16 protein-coding genes are annotated in these 17,077 nt (G+C 55.0%); 5 read left to right on the top strand and 11 right to left on the bottom strand.

What is annotated here, in order from left to right; genetic code table 11:
• Nucleotides 1-3 precede the first annotated feature (3 nt).
• From ilvD to ilvG, 4 genes are read right to left on the bottom strand one after another with little or no spacing between them, the layout of a single operon-like run.
• A complete protein-coding gene (ilvD, locus tag L4D19_RS26335; protein WP_428454878.1) occupies nt 4-1,845 on the bottom strand; it encodes a dihydroxy-acid dehydratase in 1,842 nt (613 codons plus the stop codon).
• 60 nt (nt 1,846-1,905) lie between these two features.
• Nucleotides 1,906-2,847: a branched-chain amino acid transaminase gene (locus L4D19_RS26340; protein ID WP_428454879.1), complete on the bottom strand. Its 942-nt coding sequence runs from the start codon at nt 2,845-2,847 to the stop codon at nt 1,906-1,908.
• A gap of 20 nt (nt 2,848-2,867) precedes the next feature.
• Nucleotides 2,868-3,116 carry an acetolactate synthase 2 small subunit gene (ilvM, locus tag L4D19_RS26345; protein ID WP_075762001.1) on the bottom strand — a complete coding sequence of 83 codons (249 nt, stop codon included), beginning with the start codon at nt 3,114-3,116 and terminating at the stop codon, nt 2,868-2,870.
• Nucleotides 3,116-4,762 (bottom strand): acetolactate synthase 2 catalytic subunit, encoded by a 1,647-nt coding sequence (gene ilvG / locus L4D19_RS26350; protein ID WP_428454880.1) that lies wholly within the window; start codon nt 4,760-4,762, stop codon nt 3,116-3,118. The genes ilvM and ilvG overlap by 1 nt, the downstream gene beginning before the upstream one ends.
• 413 nt (nt 4,763-5,175) lie before the next feature.
• On the opposite strand from ilvG, the gene L4D19_RS26355 reads away from it, so the two are divergent.
• On the top strand, nt 5,176-6,708 hold the full coding sequence (locus L4D19_RS26355) for a YifB family Mg chelatase-like AAA ATPase (RefSeq protein ID WP_428454881.1): 1,533 nt from the start codon (nt 5,176-5,178) through the stop codon (nt 6,706-6,708).
• A 20-nt stretch (nt 6,709-6,728) separates the two neighbouring features.
• Here the strand turns inward: L4D19_RS26355 and L4D19_RS26360 are convergent, their stop codons facing one another.
• The 5 genes from L4D19_RS26360 to L4D19_RS26380 all read right to left on the bottom strand — a co-directional run bounded on the left by L4D19_RS26360 (nt 6,729) and on the right by L4D19_RS26380 (nt 11,045).
• Nucleotides 6,729-7,199, bottom strand: coding sequence for a 2-thiouracil desulfurase family protein (locus L4D19_RS26360; protein WP_428454882.1), 471 nt, complete (start codon nt 7,197-7,199; stop codon nt 6,729-6,731).
• 63 nt (nt 7,200-7,262) lie between these two features.
• Nucleotides 7,263-7,865, bottom strand: coding sequence for a thiol:disulfide interchange protein DsbA/DsbL (locus L4D19_RS26365; protein WP_160656609.1), 603 nt, complete (start codon nt 7,863-7,865; stop codon nt 7,263-7,265).
• Nucleotides 7,866-7,934: 69 nt separating this feature from the next.
• Nucleotides 7,935-8,924, bottom strand: coding sequence for a serine/threonine protein kinase (locus tag L4D19_RS26370; RefSeq protein ID WP_428454883.1), 990 nt, complete (start codon nt 8,922-8,924; stop codon nt 7,935-7,937).
• Between the two features lie 156 nt (nt 8,925-9,080).
• Nucleotides 9,081-10,511, bottom strand: a complete 1,431-nt coding sequence (gene ccoG, locus L4D19_RS26375; RefSeq protein WP_428454884.1) for a cytochrome c oxidase accessory protein CcoG — start codon at nt 10,509-10,511, stop codon at nt 9,081-9,083.
• 267 nt (nt 10,512-10,778) lie between these two features.
• Nucleotides 10,779-11,045, bottom strand: coding sequence for a YihD family protein (locus L4D19_RS26380; RefSeq protein WP_239409833.1), 267 nt, complete (start codon nt 11,043-11,045; stop codon nt 10,779-10,781).
• Nucleotides 11,046-11,249: 204 nt separating this feature from the next.
• On the opposite strand from L4D19_RS26380, the gene L4D19_RS26385 reads away from it, so the two are divergent.
• The 4 genes from L4D19_RS26385 to trhA all read left to right on the top strand — a co-directional run bounded on the left by L4D19_RS26385 (nt 11,250) and on the right by trhA (nt 14,124).
• Nucleotides 11,250-11,525, top strand: a complete 276-nt coding sequence (locus L4D19_RS26385; RefSeq protein ID WP_428454885.1) for a hypothetical protein — start codon at nt 11,250-11,252, stop codon at nt 11,523-11,525.
• Nucleotides 11,526-11,717: 192 nt separating this feature from the next.
• On the top strand, nt 11,718-12,395 hold the full coding sequence (locus tag L4D19_RS26390) for a FadR/GntR family transcriptional regulator (RefSeq protein WP_160656594.1): 678 nt from the start codon (nt 11,718-11,720) through the stop codon (nt 12,393-12,395).
• A 147-nt stretch (nt 12,396-12,542) separates the two neighbouring features.
• The gene (locus tag L4D19_RS26395; protein ID WP_428454886.1) at nt 12,543-13,331 is read left to right on the top strand and encodes a sporulation protein; all 789 of its coding nucleotides are present in this window, start codon (nt 12,543-12,545) and stop codon (nt 13,329-13,331) included.
• Nucleotides 13,332-13,464: 133 nt separating this feature from the next.
• The gene (gene trhA / locus L4D19_RS26400; protein ID WP_428454887.1) at nt 13,465-14,124 is read left to right on the top strand and encodes a PAQR family membrane homeostasis protein TrhA; all 660 of its coding nucleotides are present in this window, start codon (nt 13,465-13,467) and stop codon (nt 14,122-14,124) included.
• A 60-nt stretch (nt 14,125-14,184) separates the two neighbouring features.
• Here trhA and L4D19_RS26405 read toward each other — a convergent pair whose 3' ends face one another.
• Nucleotides 14,185-15,630, bottom strand: coding sequence for a TrkH family potassium uptake protein (locus L4D19_RS26405; protein ID WP_428454888.1), 1,446 nt, complete (start codon nt 15,628-15,630; stop codon nt 14,185-14,187).
• Between the two features lie 6 nt (nt 15,631-15,636).
• Nucleotides 15,637-17,013: a Trk system potassium transporter TrkA gene (trkA, locus tag L4D19_RS26410; RefSeq protein WP_075761989.1), complete on the bottom strand. Its 1,377-nt coding sequence runs from the start codon at nt 17,011-17,013 to the stop codon at nt 15,637-15,639.
• Nucleotides 17,014-17,077 lie beyond the last annotated feature (64 nt).

Consider the following 17,077-nt stretch of genomic DNA (forward strand, 5'->3'; position numbering starts at 1 on the left):
ATTCTATCCTTCCAGCTTGGTTTTATCTCGGACAGCCCCTTTGTCGGCGCTGGTGGCAAGTAGTGCATAGGCACGTAACGCGTAAGACACCTCGCGCTGGCGGTCGGCTGGCTGCCAGCCCTGCTGGTTGTTCACCTCGCGGCGCTGAGCCAGCTCCTGCTCGTCGATCTGCAGTTCAATGCTGCGGTTCGGAATGTCGATATCGATGATATCGCCGTCTTTTATCAGGCCAATGGTCCCGCCGGCAGCAGCTTCGGGAGAGACGTGACCGATTGACAGGCCACTGGTACCACCGGAAAAGCGGCCGTCAGTGATCAGTGCGCACTCTTTGCCCAGTCCCATGGATTTGAGGTATGTGGTCGGATATAGCATTTCCTGCATGCCCGGCCCGCCTTTAGGCCCCTCGTAGCGGATAACTACCACATCGCCTGCTTTCACCTTGCCGCCGAGGATCCCCTCAACGGCGGTATCCTGGCTTTCGAACACTACGGCCGGTCCGCGGAAGGTCAGGCAGCTTTCGTCGACACCGGCGGTTTTGACGATACAGCCGTCAACAGCCATGTTGCCGGAAAGCACCGCCAATCCGCCGTCCTGGCTGAAGGCGTGTTCTTTGCTGCGGATACAACCGTTTTCACGGTCGTCATCGACACTGTCCCAGCGGCAGTCTTGCGAGAAGGCCTTGGTGGTGCGGATACCGGCAGGGCCGGCGCGATAGAAATCTTTGACTTCCTGCGATTCTGTTACCGAAATATCATAATGGGCCAGCGAGTCGGCGAAGGTCTGCCCTAGTACGTTATAGCAGTCGCTGTGCAGTAGGCCTGCTCGGTTGAGTTCACCCAGAATGCCGTAGACGCCGCCGGCACGGTGAACGTCTTCCATATGGTATTGCTGGGTAGACGGTGCGACTTTGCACAGGTGCGGTACCAGGCGTGACATCCGGTCGATGTCTTCCATGGTAAAGTCGATCTCGCCTTCCTGCGCGGCTGCCAGCAGGTGCAATACCGTATTGGTCGAGCCGCCCATGGCGATATCCAGTGCCATGGCATTCTCGAACGCTTTCTTAGAGGCAATGCTACGCGGCAGGGCGCTGGTATCATCCTGTTCGTAATAGCGACGGGTCAGATCGACGATGCGCTTGCCGGCATTGACGAACAGCTGCTCGCGGTCGGCATGGGTGGCCAGCATCGAACCATTGCCCGGCTGGCTTAAACCAAGTGCCTCGGTGAGGCAGTTCATCGAGTTGGCGGTGAACATGCCCGAGCAGGAGCCACAGGTCGGACAGGCCGAGCGTTCGATTTGCTCGCTCTGCTCGTCGGACACCGTCGGATCGGCACCCTGGATCATCGCATCCACCAGATCGAGTTTGAGGATCTGATCAGATAGCTTGGTCTTGCCCGCTTCCATCGGCCCGCCCGACACAAAGATCACCGGAATATTGATCCGCAGCGCGGCCATCAGCATTCCCGGAGTGATTTTGTCGCAGTTGGAAATACACACCATCGCATCGGCGCAGTGGGCGTTGACCATGTATTCGACAGAGTCGGCGATCAGCTCGCGTGACGGCAGGGAGTACAGCATGCCGCCGTGACCCATCGCGATACCGTCATCGACGGCGATGGTGTTAAATTCTTTGGCGATCCCGCCGGCTTTTTCAATCTCGCCGGCCACCAGCTGCCCCATATCTTTCAGGTGAACGTGGCCCGGTACGAACTGGGTAAACGAGTTCACCACCGCGATAATGGGTTTACCAAAATCCTCGTCTTTTACACCGGTTGCACGCCATAGGGCGCGGGCGCCGGCCATATTGCGGCCGTGGGTCGTGGTGGCTGAACGGTACTTAGGCATAACTGCAAATTCCTTTTTCTAGCCGCCCGGAGGAAGGACCGGGCGGCTATGTGAGTTAACTTATTTATCGGCTGATGCTGGGTAAACCGGATCCAACCAGCCCCATTTGTCTTCGGTCTGGCCGTTGAACAGGCCAAAGAAGGTCGACTGGATCTTTTCGGTCACCGGACCGCGTCGTCCTTCACCGACGGTGATCTGGTCAACGCTGCGAACCGGTACGATTTCAGCAGCGGTACCAGTCATAAACACCTCGTCGGCCAGATACAGCGCTTCGCGGGCAATGTTCTCTTCGCGGATTTCGTAGCCGAGCTCTTTGGCCAGCGTCATGATCGAGTCACGGGTGATACCCGGCAAAATGGCACTGGTGGCTGGTGGCGTAGAAATTACCCCGTTGCGAACAACAAAGATATTCTCGCCGGCCCCTTCGGACAGGTAACCGTCAACGCTCAGGGCGATACCTTCGGCATAGCCGTGGCGTCGTGCCTCGCCGCCGACCAGCAGTGAGGACAGGTAGTTACCACCGGCTTTGGCTGCGGTCGGAATGGTATTTGGTGCGGCACGGTTCCAGCTGGAAATCATGGCATCGACACCGTTGGCCAGGGCATCTTCACCCAGATAGGTGCCCCAGGAGAATGCGGCGATGATCAAGTCCATTTCGGTTTCCGGCGGCGGGCAGACACCAAGGCCGACATTCGGCACGTAGCCGAGCGGGCGAATATAGGCCGACGTCAGCTTGTTTTCGCTTAGGGTCTGGCGGCAGGCAGCCATCAGTTCGTCGACTGAGTAGGGAATTGGAAAGCGGTAGATTTTCGCCGAATCCTTCAGGCGTTGCATGTGCTCCTTGTGACGGAATACGACCGGGCCGTTGGGGGTGTCGTAGCAGCGAATCCCTTCAAAAACAGAGGTCCCGTAGTGCATTGCGTGGGTCAGTACGTGTACTTTGGCATCTTGCCATGGAACGAGCTCACCATTGAACCAAATATAATCTGCTGTGTTTGCCATGTTGTGTCCTTCCTTATGCGCTAATCACGCTGTTCCAATATTGTTGTTTTGACAGTGCGGATATCCCATAGCTTTTCTATTTGATTGATAAGCGTGCTGATGGGGCGGTCACTGTCTACGATTATTTCTACACTGGCTATCTTACTTTCATGGTTTTGTGTTGCCGTGACTTGCTTGATGATAAAACCACGGTGACGAATGACGCGTAGTACGCGCTCTAATAATACTGGCTTATCATCCGCTTTGATGTCGAGTAAATATCTATCCATTAAGTATTCTCCAGCATATCTTGGTTTGCTGCGCCGGGCGGAACGAGAGGCCACACATTTTCTTCTTCGGAGATCAGAACGTGAAGCAGGTATGACGTTTCGCTCTCCAGCATTTCTTTCAAAGCCGGTTCGACCTCGGCCTTGGTGGTGATGGTTTTTCCCGGAATGCCGAATGCACTGGCCAGAGTAACGAAGTCCGGGTTGTCATCAAGGATGGTTTCGCTATGGCGGCCATCAAAGAACAGTGACTGCCACTGCCGTACCATGCCCAGCCGCTGGTTGTTGATCAGGACCATTTTGACGGGAATTTGTCGGCGCTTGAGGGTGCCGAGTTCCTGGACGTTCATCATGAAGGAACCGTCGCCCGATACCAGGATTGACTCATCGTCCGGTCTGGCTACCTTGGCACCCATGGCGGCCGGCAGGCCGAAGCCCATGGTGCCCAGTCCGGCCGAGGTTATGTAGTTTTGCGGTTCGCGGGGCTGGACATGCTGGGCGGCCCACATCTGGTGCTGGCCGACATCGGTCGAGACCATCGCACTGTCGGGCATCATGTCCGACAGCTGTTTCAGCAACAGCGGTGCGTAGATGAGATCGCCAGGATGGTTATAGCGCCACTTGAACTCGGATCGCAGGCTCTCGCTGCGTTCTACCCACGGCGTAATATCCTGGGAAAGCTCAAGCTGCGGCAGAATGGTATTGATATCACCGCGCAGCGGGGCATGGGCATGGCGTAGCTTGCTAAACTCGGCAGCATCGATATCCAGGTGGATCACCTTGGCGTGGGGGGCAAAGGTATCCAGCTTGCCTGTCACCCGGTCATCAAAGCGGGCGCCGACAACGATCAGCAGATCGGACTCCTGTACCACCAGGTTGGCGGCTTTGGTGCCGTGCATGCCGAGCATGCCCAGGTAGTGAGGGTCGTGGCGCTCGATGGTACCGAGCCCTTTTAGCGTACTCACCGAAGGCATTGGATTCATGGTCAGGAAATGGCGTACGGTCTGGGTTGCCTTGGCCAGCTGTACCCCACCGCCGACATAGAGCACCGGGCGCTGGCTTTGCGACAAAATGTGCTGGGCGTTGGCGATGCATTCATCGGAGGCGACCGGGATGGCCGGCGGCGCAACAAACGGTAGTGTCTCGACCGGCGCCTGGGCGAGCTGGACATCTTTGGCGATATCGACAATGACCGGGCCGGGACGGCCGCTCTTGGCGACTTCGAAGGCCTCGGCCAGCGTCGGGGCAAGCTCATGGATATCGGTAACCAGGTAGCTGTGCTTGGTACAGGACAGCGACATACCGATGACATCCATTTCCTGGAACGCATCGGTCCCTATGTGCGAGCTGGCAACCTGTCCTGTGATGGCCACCAGCGGGATGGAGTCAAGAAAGGCATCCGCCAGGCCGGTAACCAGGTTGGTTGCTCCCGGACCGGAGGTGGCCATGCAGACGGCGACATCCTGGGTGGCTCTGGCCATGCCGATAGCTGCCATGGCGGCACCTTGCTCGTGGCGGCAGAGGATGTGCTCGACCCCGCCGTCATAGAGCGCGTCATAGATGGGCATGATAGCCCCGCCCGGATAACCGAAGATCGTGGATATCCCCTGCTGTTGCAGCGCTTTAACAACTAACTCTGCTCCCGTCATCGCTGCTCCCCTTTTCCTTGCTCGTGTGTTGCTGAAAGCTGTATTGGTGGTATTTCCAGCATAATTACATCCAATGTCTAAAAAAAAGCCCCCGGACCGTTCGGTGCGGGGGCTTTCTGCGTTTGTTGTGTTTGTTGCTACTTTACGCCTGCCAGCCCCTCTCGCGGTGAAATAATCACCACGATGACGATGAGAATGAGTGCGATAGCGTTGGCGTTAAATGGCATCTACTGTCTGTCCAGTTTTATTGTTTATTTGTTGCTCTTCCTAAGTGGTAACACAGACATCTGTCGCATGACAAGTAAAAAGTGAAAATTAATTAGCAATCTTTGTGCATAAATAGGCTATTTGTGAAACGGAATTTCTTATTTTTATTAACTTAAATGGGTGATATTTCACCGGGGAAAGAGATCATGACTCTTGCGATTGTCCATAGCCGTGCCTGCGTCGGTGTTGATGCACCGCCAGTAACGGTTGAAGTGCATATCAGTAACGGGATGCCGGCGCTGACGTTGGTCGGGTTGCCGGAAACGACGGTCAAGGAAGCTCGGGATCGGGTACGCAGTGCGATTGTTAATGCCAATTTCGAGTTTCCCTCCCGGCGTATTACGGTGAATCTGGCACCGGCCGATCTGCCCAAGGAAGGCGGGCGTTTTGACTTGCCGATAGCCTTGGGGATCCTGGCTGCTTCTGAACAAATACCGGCAGATAGCCTGCAAAGTTATGAATTTTTAGGCGAGTTGGCGCTTTCTGGCGAGCTACGTCATGTCAAGGGAACCTTGCCTGCTGCTCTGGCGGCGAAGCAGGCTGGCCGTTGCCTGGTGGTGCCCGACAGTAACGGGGATCAGGTAGCTCTGGTGGGTAGACATATTCATAAATCGGCGCCGGATTTGCTGGCCGTCTGCGGGCAGTTATGTGGGCAGCACCAGCTGGAACTGCGCGTTCGCAGCGAGGCGAAAAATGCGCCAGCGCCAATCTCTTCTGGCCGTGACATGCAAGATATCATTGGCCAGCAACAGGGCAAGCGGGCGCTGGAGATTGCTGCTGCCGGAGGCCATAACTTGTTGTTTCTAGGCCCTCCCGGTACCGGTAAAACGATGCTGGCTTCGCGGTTGTGTGACTTGCTGCCGGAGATGACTGTCGATGAGGCGCTGGAAACTGCGGCGGTGGCATCGCTGACCCAGCAGGCATTGCATGAGGGTAACTGGCGCACCCGGCCGTTTCGGACTCCGCACCATTCCAGCTCGATGGCTGCGCTGGTCGGTGGCGGCTCGGTGCCGAGGCCGGGTGAAATCTCTCTGGCCCATAACGGGATCTTGTTCTTGGATGAGATGCCGGAGTTCGAGCGCAAGGTGCTGGACTCACTGCGCGAGCCGCTAGAATCGGGGGAAATCGTGATATCGCGTGCGACCAGCAAGACCTGCTTTCCGGCACGCTTTCAGTTGATTGGGGCGCTGAATCCGAGTCCGACCGGGTATTACGAGGGAAACCAGGCCCGAACCAATCCGCAGGCCATCCTGCGCTATCTCGGGCGTCTCTCCGGCCCGTTGCTCGACCGTTTTGATATGTCGATTGAAATCCCGGCCCTGCCGCGCGGCACATTGGCCGAAGGTGGCGATCGGGGTGAACCGACGGCAGACGTCAAAAAGCGGGTTTGGCAGGCCAGAGAAGAGATGCTGGTACGCTCCGGCAAGGTCAATGCACTGCTGTCGACCCGGGAGCTGGACCGACACTGCGTACTTGCCAAAGCCGATGCCGAGTTTCTCGAGACGGCCCTACATCAGCTTGGGCTGTCTATTCGTGCCTATCACAGGATCATCAAGGTTGCTCGGACCATTGCCGATCTGGCTGGCTGCGTGCAGATAGAGCGGGGACATCTGGCCGAGGCGCTGGGCTACCGGGCGATGGATCGGCTGTTGAAGCAACTGACGGCGCAGGTTGTCTAGTGGCTGAGGCTTGCTCGGCTTTAGGCTTTATCTTCGAGGCTGTTGAGGGCGCACTCTAGCTCGTCAAGCTGATATTCGCTAAATACTTTGATGCCGTGTGCGGTGAGGGCCGCCGCTGCCAGCCCCTGTCCGGTGATCCTGGTGCCGTCAAACTGGCCGTTATAGATAAAGTGACTGCCGCAGGAAGGGCTGTTTTCCTTCAGCAGCGCAAGGTGGATATTGTGTTGCTGGCAAAGTGCAACGGCTGCCTGGGCGCCGGCCTGAAACGCGGCTGTCGCATCATCGCCTGTGATGGTGGCGACGTTGCCGTCGGTCTGGATTTCGGCTGGCGGTCGTGGTGTTGGCAGCCCGCCGCTGATCTCGGGGCAGAGGACGACTAGCCGCCCCTGTTTTCTCCACTTATCAAGAAGCGGATGGGTAACGAGGTTGTCATTACCGTCATACCGTACGGCATGGCCGTACAGGCAGGCACTGATCAGGATTTTTTGCACGCTCTCTTCCCTGGTCTCCAAAAAAAGAAGGGCCAAGCGGCCCTTCTTTTCAAGTGTAACGGGTTATTTTTTCAATAGGAAGTTAACCAGCTCGAAGTACTCGTCGGCCGATTTAACTTTGCCTGTCTGTACCAGGTACTTGTTGTTAACGATAACGGCTGGTACACCGGTCAGGCCGCTGTCCTGGAAGGCTTTGTTGGCTCGGTTAACCATAGAGTTGACGGCAAAGCTGTTGAAGGCACCATCGAAGTCATCGGCACTGATCCCCTCGTCGATGAAGATCTGGCGTAGCTCTTGGTCATTGCGAGGTGGTTTTTGCATTCCATGGACACGGTTGAACAGGACCGGCACCATTTTGTCCTCGACATTAAGGACCACGGAAGTGGCATAGGCCTTGCTCATTGATGGCCCCATGGAACCACCCATGAAAGAGACATGGTTTTTCTGCAGCTTGGCATTGTCCGGCAGGGTTTTCTTCAGCTGCTGGATCATTGGCTCAAAGCTATTACAGTGCGGACAGAAAAATGAGAAATACTCAGTGACAACCGGGCTGGTGGACTGCGGCAGATCCAGCACTTTGTAGTAATCACCTTCTGTGAATTTAGCTGCCTGAACAGAGAAAGACAGTAAAGCGACGCTTGCCAGCGCGAGTAGTTTCTTAAACATGTTGCGAGGTACTCCCTTAAAAAGGACTGAAATAACCAAGGTTATTGTTCCATTTGTGTTTTCGTTTTCTTACCACTGCGGCATCAGCTGCAATGGTGGTTCGTTTAAAGCGGCGAGTTGTTCTTTGAACGCCAACACCTGTCCTTCCCAGTATTTGTTATCGGCAAACCAGGGGAAGGCACGGGGGAAGGCCGGATCCTGCCAGCGTTTGGCGAGCCAAGCCATATAGTGCACCATTCTAAGACCGCGCAAAGGCTCAATTAGTTGCAATTCTTTCTGATTGAAGTCCGCAAACTCGCTGTACGCCTCCAGTATAGTATCGAGCTGGGCGAGCTGGTCATGGCGATCGCCGTTGAGCATCATCCAGAGATCCTGTATGGCAGGGCCGTTGCGGGCGTCGTCCAGGTCGACAAATAACGGGCCGTCACGCCAGAGGATATTGCCGGGGTGACAGTCGCCATGCAGGCGCAGTGACTGCCAGTCGGTGTGCCAGTGCTGCTCCAGCTCTCGAATAAGGAGGTCGAGATCGGCAAAGAAAACTGTCTTCAGGTGGTCGGGGATGAAATCGGCTTGCTCAAGCAGCTGTCGTGGCTGATGAAGGTATTCATCCAATCCGATGGTCGGACGGTGTGCAAAAGGCTGTCGCCGGCCTACCTGGTGAATGCGGCCGAGGTAGCGCCCGACCCATTCCAGCTGGTCAAAGTTATCGACCTCGAACTGGCGTCCGCCCATGCTGGGAAAGAGTGCCAGGCGGTGCTCACCGAAATGCTGCAGGGTATGGCCTTCAAAGGCGATTGGCGCGGCAACCGGTATCTCCTGCTCGAGCAGTTCATGGGTAAAGTCATGCTCTTCCTGGATTTGCTCATTACTCCAGCGCTGCGGACGGTAGAACTTGGCAACGTAGCGGGCACCGTCTTCGGCACTGAACTGGTAGACCCGGTTTTCATAGCTATTAAGGGGAAGCAGACCTGACTCGGCACGGACTCCTATGCTGTCGAGTGCATCGAGCAGTAGCTCGGGCGTCAAATCAGAAAAGCTAAAACCATCTTGTTGTGTCATATGAAATATTCCGCGGCCAGTATCAGAGCCTGTCAGTATATACCCAAGCGAGTTTAAGATGCTCGCTCCGGCGAGAATTACTTGGCGATAGCATCATAATAAAAAAGGGCCGTCAGCGGCCCTTCTTTACATTACTTTGCTTTTCTTTGCTCGAGGTTAGCGTAACTCACCGATAAAGCGGCTTTCGGTCTGAAGTTCTATTTTATCTTCACCCTCTCCCCGCTCCATGATAAAGGTGATGTCGGCAATCGGCGACTGCAACAGGTAGGGGTCAACCCCCAGGCTGACCGGTAGGGTGAAGACTTCACCCGCCTCGACAGTTACCTGCTGCTGGCCGTACCATTCAATCTCTTCAATGCCCTTGACGCTCAGGGTGTAGACGGCCTGCTGCTGGGTCTTGTTGAGGATCTTCAGGGTATAGGTATTTTCAACCAATCCTTCGGTGTTGACCCTGAACAGCTGGTTGCGATCGCGGATCACGTCCAGTCCCATTGGCTGTACCGAGGCAAGCAGGAAGAAAAACAACCCGACCATGGCGATCATCACCGCGCCGTAGCCGATGAGCTTTGGTCGCATAATATGGGTTGTGTGCCCTTCAAGCTTGTGCTCGGTGGTATAGCTGATAAGGCGCTTTTCGTAACCCATGCGGTCCATGGTTTCATCACAGGCATCGACGCAGGCGCCGCAGTTGATGCATTCGTATTGCAGCCCGTCACGGATATCAATGCCGGTCGGGCATACCTGGACACACAGGTTACAGTCGATACAGTCACCGAGGCCGAGCTCCTTGGGATCTTTCTTGCGCGGACGGGGACCGCGGGCTTCGCCGCGCTCGGTGTTATAGCCGACAATATAGGTGTCCTTGTCGAACATCGCCGACTGGAAGCGGGCGTACGGACACATGTGGATGCAGACAATCGAGCGCATCCAGCCGGCATTGGCATAGGTACAGACCGTAAAAAACAGTACCCAGAAACCTGCCCAAAAGCTGGCATTGAAGGTAAAGAAATCAACCACCAGTGTCTTGACCGGGAAAAAGTAACCGACAAAGGTCAGGCCGGTGGCAAGGGCTACTGCCAGCCAGGCGACATGCTTGAGGACTTTTTTGCCCAGTAGCTTGCCGGTCGGCTTCATGCTGTCCTGCTTGCGCCTTTTGTTGGCCGGCCCTTCAAGCTTTTCCTCGAACCAGATGTAGATGAAGGTCCAGACGGTTTGCGGACAGAAATAGCCACACCAGACCCGGCCCAAAAAGGTGGTTACAAAAAACAGGGCGAAGGCCGCGATCATAAACAGGGTTGCCAGCAGGGTGAGATCCTGTGGCCACAGTGTGGTGCCGAAGAAGTTAAACTGCTGCTGGCCGATATCCAGCAAGATAGCCTGGCGATCGCCATAGGGGATCCAGGGGATGCCCATAAACAGGATCATCAGCAGCCAGCCCATTTTCTGGCGTAGCTTCTGATAGATCCCCTTTACGGCCCGGACATAGATTCGATTACCCGGGTTGAAGCGATCGGAGGTGCCTTTGTGGGTTTTGGGGTTGAATTGTTGCGGTGTGACATCCTTTATTTTGATTTTCTCATGGCTCATGACATTACTTTCCTTGGGTTACCCCATATTTTTAAATATAGCTAGGGGCGTCGGCAGGTACATTGCCTGACCGATAATGTTGTAATTAGCGAACAGATGTTATCAGCTGATTATATTACAGACGATTTTGTTATAACTCTAACAAGGTCATAGTTTGAGAAACAGATACAGATAGGGCGCTGGCGGGGTATAACAGAAGGGTTGTGATGGCCGAACGCTGGAGCATCAGGCTCGGCCACCGGGAAATATTGGGGTTAACCGTCTCGGTTACTTGATGATGCCGCGTGCGCGCAGGATGGCGGTTTTAAAATCGTCTTCGCAGTCTTTGGCGATGCCCGGGATCATCTCCTGCTTGTCACTGTTGCGCATTTTCAGGTGGTAAATCAGTACATCATCGGTAAGCGCTTCCAGCTTGCCCTCATATTTTGCTTCCTCAGCCAGTTTGAGCAGAAACTCGACCAGGTTGAGATCCGGTTCTTTCTGCCATTCAGGATGCAATAGTTCAATCAGTTCGTTGACGCGATGGGTTTTCATTTCTTTCTCCACAAGTTAGGCCGAGTGAATCTTTTTCGATTCTATAATCATAATTTTATTGTGGGTAAATTACCCCAAACCCGGCAACGATACAAACGGGATGCAACACAGGCACCAAAAGAAAAGACAGCCACAGGGGGCTGTCTTTGGTATTGAACGCAGTGAGTCTATGCTGCCTGCTCGTTATCAGTACGGCGCTGGGCAATGACGGGCTCTGCAGTCGTTATCGTATGGACCTCGGCGACGTGCTGTGGTGCTTTCCTGGCTTTGAATGTCGGCGCATGGGAGGTTGCACGCAAACGAGAGGGGCTACGAGGGGTACTTACATACCTGACGGGAGATGCTGGACGCATGGTTCACCTATTGTCAGGCGCATCCGTGGCCAAATTAATCGAAATATCTCCGCCGTTATTCTTGCTGGCAAAACCGATCCTGTGCGGAAATATTGGTCTGGTTGAATATTTTTCGCCGGGAGGATAGCAGTAAGCTATTGTGATGTCGAGCGAAAAGTAACCAATGAAAATTGCGCTTCAGGCCGCATTCGGCGGGTCTAAAGCAATAAAATGTTAGTTGAATCGGCATCTGTGAAGATAAGCTGTTTCTCGGCAGGAGCTTTGTGGTCTAATGCGCGTAGCTGGCAACTATTATAAAAAATAGCCCGGGAGGGACTGAATGGAACGGGAACAGCAGCGGTTGGTCACCAACCGAAATTTATCTTATAAACTGGCAGAGTCAATTGGCCAGCGGATTTTACGTGGAGAAACGGTTCCTGGTGATATTTTGCCGGGAGAAGTGGAATTGGGCGAAATGTATGGCGTGAGCCGGACAGCAGTACGAGAAGCGATCAAAATGCTGGCGGCCAAGGGGATGGTACTTCCCCGCCCACGGATAGGCACCCGGGTGCTGCCGAAAAAAAACTGGAACTATTTGGATCAGGATTTGCTTGCCTGGCTGAGCTTCGATCATCACACGGAACTGGTAAATGAATTCCAGCAGGTTCGTATGACCCTGGAGCCGGAGGCTGCGGCACTGACGGCCATTCATGCCAGCGATGAGGATCGTGAAGAACTGCAGTCGCTAATGGATGAGATGTATAAACTGGGCGAGACGTTTGATCAGGAAAAGTGGATTGAAGTCGATACCCGCTATCATCAGCTGATTTACTTTGCTTCGGGCAATCATTTTATCAGTCCGTTCGGTAACCTCTTCAAGGCGGTATTTGAAAGCTACTTCAGAATCATCACCCGTGATCGGGTGCTTAAACTGGACATCCATCAACGGATAGTGGACGGCATTATGGCCCGGGATCCCGAGGCTGCCCGTCAGGCAACGATCGAATTGCTGAAATAAGCTGAAATAAACCGAGTGACTTTTTGAAGCGGAGCCCAGGCTCCGCTTTTTGTTCCTGGTTTTATCTCCGGTTACTCCTTGCAGCATAATGCTATTCGCTGCACTATAAACCTGTTTCATAGCTTGCTACAGGAGTGAGGAGTCGTTATGTCTTTGTTTCGGAAAAGTCTCGCCAGCCTTGGGATCGGGGCGGCGAAAGTCGATACTGTTTTGCAGCGTGATGTGTTGATCCCCGGAGAAGCCCTGCCTGTGTCTATCCATGTTCATGGCGGAGAGACTGCGCAGGCGGTCAGTAATATCCATTTGTTCCTGTGCTGCCGCTATGAAGAAGAAGTGGCATCAAGCCGGGGCGACAGCCAGCACCGCACCGAGAAAGTCAGCCAGACCTGCACGCTGGCCACCTGGTCTCTGCCCGAGGCGTTTACCATTGAAGCCGGTGAGGAACGCCTGTTCGACGCCGAACTGGCACTGCCGTTTAATACCCCTATCACCATCGGAGATGCCAAGGTCTGGCTGGAAACCCATCTGGATATTCCGCTGGCATTCGATCCCAAGGATAAAGATATCTTGACGGTTCGCCCGGATCCCTTGATGGACGGCGTGTTTACCGCGCTGGAGCAAGCCGGCCTGCGGATCCGGCAGGTCGAGTGCGAGGCGGCTGATGGCTTTGAGCTGCCTTTTGTCCAGGAGTTCGAGTTTGTGCCTGTGTCCGGCCCGTTTCACGGCCGCTGGCGAGAGCTGGAAGTGGTTGCCTACCGTGACAGCGACGGCCTGCAGCTATGGTTCGAAGTCGATCGGCGACTCAACGGTTTGACCGGCATGCTATCTGGTTTCCTCGGTCGTGGCGAGCTCAAACGGCAATACCATGTACCGGCCACGACCTGTCCGCAACAGGCAGGAGAGATGATACTCGACTATCTTGATCAGGCGACCTGACAAGAGCGCTGGGGCTAATCCCGGCGGTTTGCGTCAGACCGAGGCTGAATTGAAATTTCAGCTTACATCTGTAAGCTAAACTGTGCCATACTAGCTATCTATTGAGTTTTAACTCTAGTAAGGACAACAGCGGATGGCTAAGAGTATGGCGTCAGACCCCGGATATTCTGTGGCAGAAGAAGTGGCAAACAGCGTGAGCCATGGCTTGGGCATGATTTTCGGCATCGTGGGCCTGGTATTGTTGCTCAACCAGGCCATCGAGGCCAATGCGGATGCGCTGAGCATTACCAGCCTGAGTATCTATGGCGGCAGTATGATTTTGCTCTATCTGGCATCGACGCTGTATCACGCCATTCCGTTTGAGCGGGCCAAGCGCGCGCTCAAAACCTTTGATCACTGCGCGATTTATTTGCTGATCGCCGGTACCTATACCCCCTTCCTGCTGATCTCGCTGCGCACACCGCTGGCTATTGGCCTGATGGCCGTGATCTGGGCCATTGCATTGGCTGGCATTGTGCTGAAGATAGCGTTTGTCTACCGGTTCAAGCGTTTGTCGCTGGCAACCTACCTGGTGATGGGATGGCTGGCGCTGGTGGCGGTTTACCCGCTGGCGCTGTCGCTATCGACAGGCGGGTTGGTGCTGCTGGGGCTCGGCGGGGTGATCTATTCGCTGGGGGTTATCTTTTACGTCAATGATCGCCTGCCCTATAACCATGCGATTTGGCATCTGTTTGTGCTGGGCGGAACGGTGTGCCACTTTTTGGCCGTCTATTATTACGTGACGCCAGTCTAGGGCGCATACAGCTGATAGAAAAAAGAGAGCCTTAGGCTCTCTTTTGGTTTCTGCGTGTAATTAGTTACGCCAGAAGGCCGGGAAGAAGACCACCAGTACGGTCAGGATCTCCAGTCTTCCCATCAACATGCCAAAGCTCAGGATCCATTTGGCCATATCCGGCAAGGTTGCAAAATTGCCGGTCGGGCCAATGACCTCTCCCATTCCCGGTCCGACATTGGCGACTGCGGTTACCGCCCCGGTAATACTGGTGATGGCATCGAGTCCCATCATGCCAAGGATTGCGGCAACAATCACAATGGTAATGATGAAGGTTAAGGCGAAGGCCACCACAGAGCGGACGATACCGTCTGTGACCGGTCGGCCGTTATAGCGCTGGATAAAGACGCCGGACGGATGGATCAGCTGCATCATCTGCTTGCGCAGCAGGGCAAATGCTACCTGGAAGCGGAAAATCTTGACCCCGCCGGCTGTTGAGCCGGAACAGCCGCCTACCAGCATGATGAAGGCAAAAATAATCGTCGGGAACGGGCCCCAGGCGGTAAAGTCTTCCAGTCCGAAGCCGGTTGTGGTTACGACCGAGATAATATTGAACAGCGACACCCTGAAGGCATCGATAAAACGGTAGTCGAGCTGCCAGGTCAGCCACAGGGCGACAGCCAGTCCGGCGGAGAACACCAGCAGGGTGAAGCCACGTACCTGGGCATCGCTCAGCAAGGCCGTCGGTTCTTTCTTGCGCAGTGCCTGGACAAACAGCAAAAACGGCAGGCCGCCGGCAAACATGAACACGATTGCGACCCAGTGGGCGCTATTGGAAAAGTGGTTCATCGAGCCGTCAGAGGTCGAGTAGCCGCCGGTCGACAGGGTGGTAAAAGCGTGGTTGATGGCATCGAAGGTATTCATCCCGGTGAGCTGGTAGCCGATCACGCAAAGCCCGGTCAGGATCAGGTAGACGTTGACGATATTCTTGGCCACGCTCTTGGTTCGCGGCGAGCTTTTATCCGACCAGTCTGACGATTCGGTCTGGAACAGCCGCATACCACCGACGTTGAGCATCGGCAGGATGGCTACCCCCATGACGATAAACCCGATCCCGCCGAGCCACTGCAAGGTGGAACGCCACAGCAGAATACTCGGGGCCATATTGTCGAGCCCGCTGAGTACGGTGGAGCCGGTGGTGGTGATCCCCGACATGGTCTCGAAATAGGCATCGGTAAAGCTGATATGGTTGATGAATACAAATGGCAGTGCGGCGAATGCGCTGGCAATGGTCCACACGAAGGTGGTGATCAGGAACATCTCTCTGACCCCCAGCTTGAACTCAGCCGTACGGCCAAACGTCAGGCACAGGAAAGCTACCGAGTGCGTGATCAGGACGGCAGTAGCAAAGTCGATGAAACCACCGGTGCCGGTAAAGAAGGCCACCAGAGTGGGTACATACATGAATAGGGCGATCTTGGATAAGACCAGCCCTATAACGAATAAAATGGGACGGTAATTGACCATAATTTTTTACAGGAAGAACGGACTAGGTTGGAACAGGCGCTCTACGTCTGGAATATATTTCTTGTCGACCAGGAACATCACAACGTGATCATCTTGCTCGATAACGGTTCGGTCGTGGGCGATCAGAACTTCGTCACCACGAACCACGGCACCAATGGTCGTGCCCGGTGGCAGTTTGATATCGCCGATAGCCTTGCCGACCACTTTCGAGGTGCTCGAGTCACCGTGGGCAATGGCCTCGATGGCTTCAGCCGCACCGCGGCGTAGTGACGAGACGTTGACAATATCGGCTTTGCGCACATGGGTAAGAAGTGCCGAGATGGTTGCCTGCTGCGGCGAGATGGCAATATCGATGGTACCGCCCTGTACCAGATCGACATAGGCCCCGCGCTGAATCAGCACCATGACTTTCTTGGCCCCCATCCGCTTGGCCAGCATAGCCGACATAATGTTGGCTTCGTCGTCGTTGGTCACGGCAATGAAGACATCGATTTGCTCGATATGCTCTTCGCTCAGCAGCTCCTGATCCGAGGCGTCACCACAGAAGACAATGGTATTTTCCAGCATCTCGGACAAGTTTTCTGCCCGCTCCGGATTACGCTCGATCAGCTTGACGCTGTAGGTCTGCTCCAGGCGGCGGGCCAGACCGGCACCGATGTTACCCCCGCCGACGATCATCAGGCGCTTGTAGGGCTTCTCCAGTCGCTGCAGCTCACTCATTACCGATCGGATATGGTTGCTGGCTGCAACGAAGAAGACCTCGTCATCGGCTTCGATAATGGTGGTTCCACGCGGGCGGATTGGTCGTCCCTGGCGGAAAATGGCGGCGACACGGGTATCGACATGCGGCATATGTTCGCGCAGGGCCGACAGGGCATTACCGACCAGCGGACCGCCATAGTAGGCCTTGACGGCAACCAGGCCGACCTTGTCTTCGGCAAAGCCGACAACCTGTAGGGCGCCCGGGTATTCGATCAGGCGTTCGATATAGCCGGTGACCAGCTCTTCCGGAGCGATGAGGTGATCGACAGGCACGGCGTCGGACTGGAAGAGGTGCTCTTTCTCTTTCAGGTATTCAGGTGAGCGAATACGTGCGACCCGGTTCGGGGTGTTAAACAGGGTGAAGGCAATCTGGCAGGCAATCATATTGGTTTCGTCGGAGTTGGTGACCGAAACCAGCATGTCGGCATCCTGCGCACCGGCTTCCCGTAAGGTACGGGGGTGGCTGGCAAACCCTTGTACTACTCGCAGATCGTACTTGTCCTGCAATTCTCGAAGACGCTCGGGATCTTTGTCGACGATGGTGATGTCGTTATTCTCGCCGACCAGGTTTTCCGCCAGTGTGCCACCGACCTGACCTGCGCCAAGGATGATAATTTTCATAGCATATGCCTGATGATTCTTTTCTGCCTAGATTACTACGTTTCTTGTCAGAGGCTACATTCAT

This window comes from Photobacterium kasasachensis, assembly GCF_050336885.1.
In the GTDB taxonomy this organism is placed as follows: domain Bacteria; phylum Pseudomonadota; class Gammaproteobacteria; order Enterobacterales; family Vibrionaceae; genus Photobacterium; species Photobacterium kasasachensis.

Bases quoted from the DNA above. Each gene is read 5' to 3' on its own strand.
- ilvD (WP_428454878.1), bottom strand. From the start codon at position 1,845: ATGCCTAAGTACCGTTCAGCCACCACGACCCACGGCCGCAATATGGCC.
- L4D19_RS26340 (WP_428454879.1), bottom strand. From the start codon at position 2,847: ATGGCAAACACAGCAGATTATATTTGGTTCAATGGTGAGCTCGTTCCA.
- ilvM (WP_075762001.1), bottom strand. From the start codon at position 3,116: ATGGATAGATATTTACTCGACATCAAAGCGGATGATAAGCCAGTATTA.
- ilvG (WP_428454880.1), bottom strand. From the start codon at position 4,762: ATGACGGGAGCAGAGTTAGTTGTTAAAGCGCTGCAACAGCAGGGGATA.
- L4D19_RS26355 (WP_428454881.1), top strand. From the start codon at position 5,176: ATGACTCTTGCGATTGTCCATAGCCGTGCCTGCGTCGGTGTTGATGCA.
- L4D19_RS26365 (WP_160656609.1), bottom strand. From the start codon at position 7,865: ATGTTTAAGAAACTACTCGCGCTGGCAAGCGTCGCTTTACTGTCTTTC.
- L4D19_RS26370 (WP_428454883.1), bottom strand. From the start codon at position 8,924: ATGACACAACAAGATGGTTTTAGCTTTTCTGATTTGACGCCCGAGCTA.
- ccoG (WP_428454884.1), bottom strand. From the start codon at position 10,511: ATGAGCCATGAGAAAATCAAAATAAAGGATGTCACACCGCAACAATTC.
- L4D19_RS26380 (WP_239409833.1), bottom strand. From the start codon at position 11,045: ATGAAAACCCATCGCGTCAACGAACTGATTGAACTATTGCATCCTGAA.
- L4D19_RS26385 (WP_428454885.1), top strand. From the start codon at position 11,250: ATGACGGGCTCTGCAGTCGTTATCGTATGGACCTCGGCGACGTGCTGT.
- L4D19_RS26390 (WP_160656594.1), top strand. From the start codon at position 11,718: ATGGAACGGGAACAGCAGCGGTTGGTCACCAACCGAAATTTATCTTAT.
- L4D19_RS26395 (WP_428454886.1), top strand. From the start codon at position 12,543: ATGTCTTTGTTTCGGAAAAGTCTCGCCAGCCTTGGGATCGGGGCGGCG.
- trhA (WP_428454887.1), top strand. From the start codon at position 13,465: ATGGCTAAGAGTATGGCGTCAGACCCCGGATATTCTGTGGCAGAAGAA.
- L4D19_RS26405 (WP_428454888.1), bottom strand. From the start codon at position 15,630: ATGGTCAATTACCGTCCCATTTTATTCGTTATAGGGCTGGTCTTATCC.
- trkA (WP_075761989.1), bottom strand. From the start codon at position 17,013: ATGAAAATTATCATCCTTGGCGCAGGTCAGGTCGGTGGCACACTGGCG.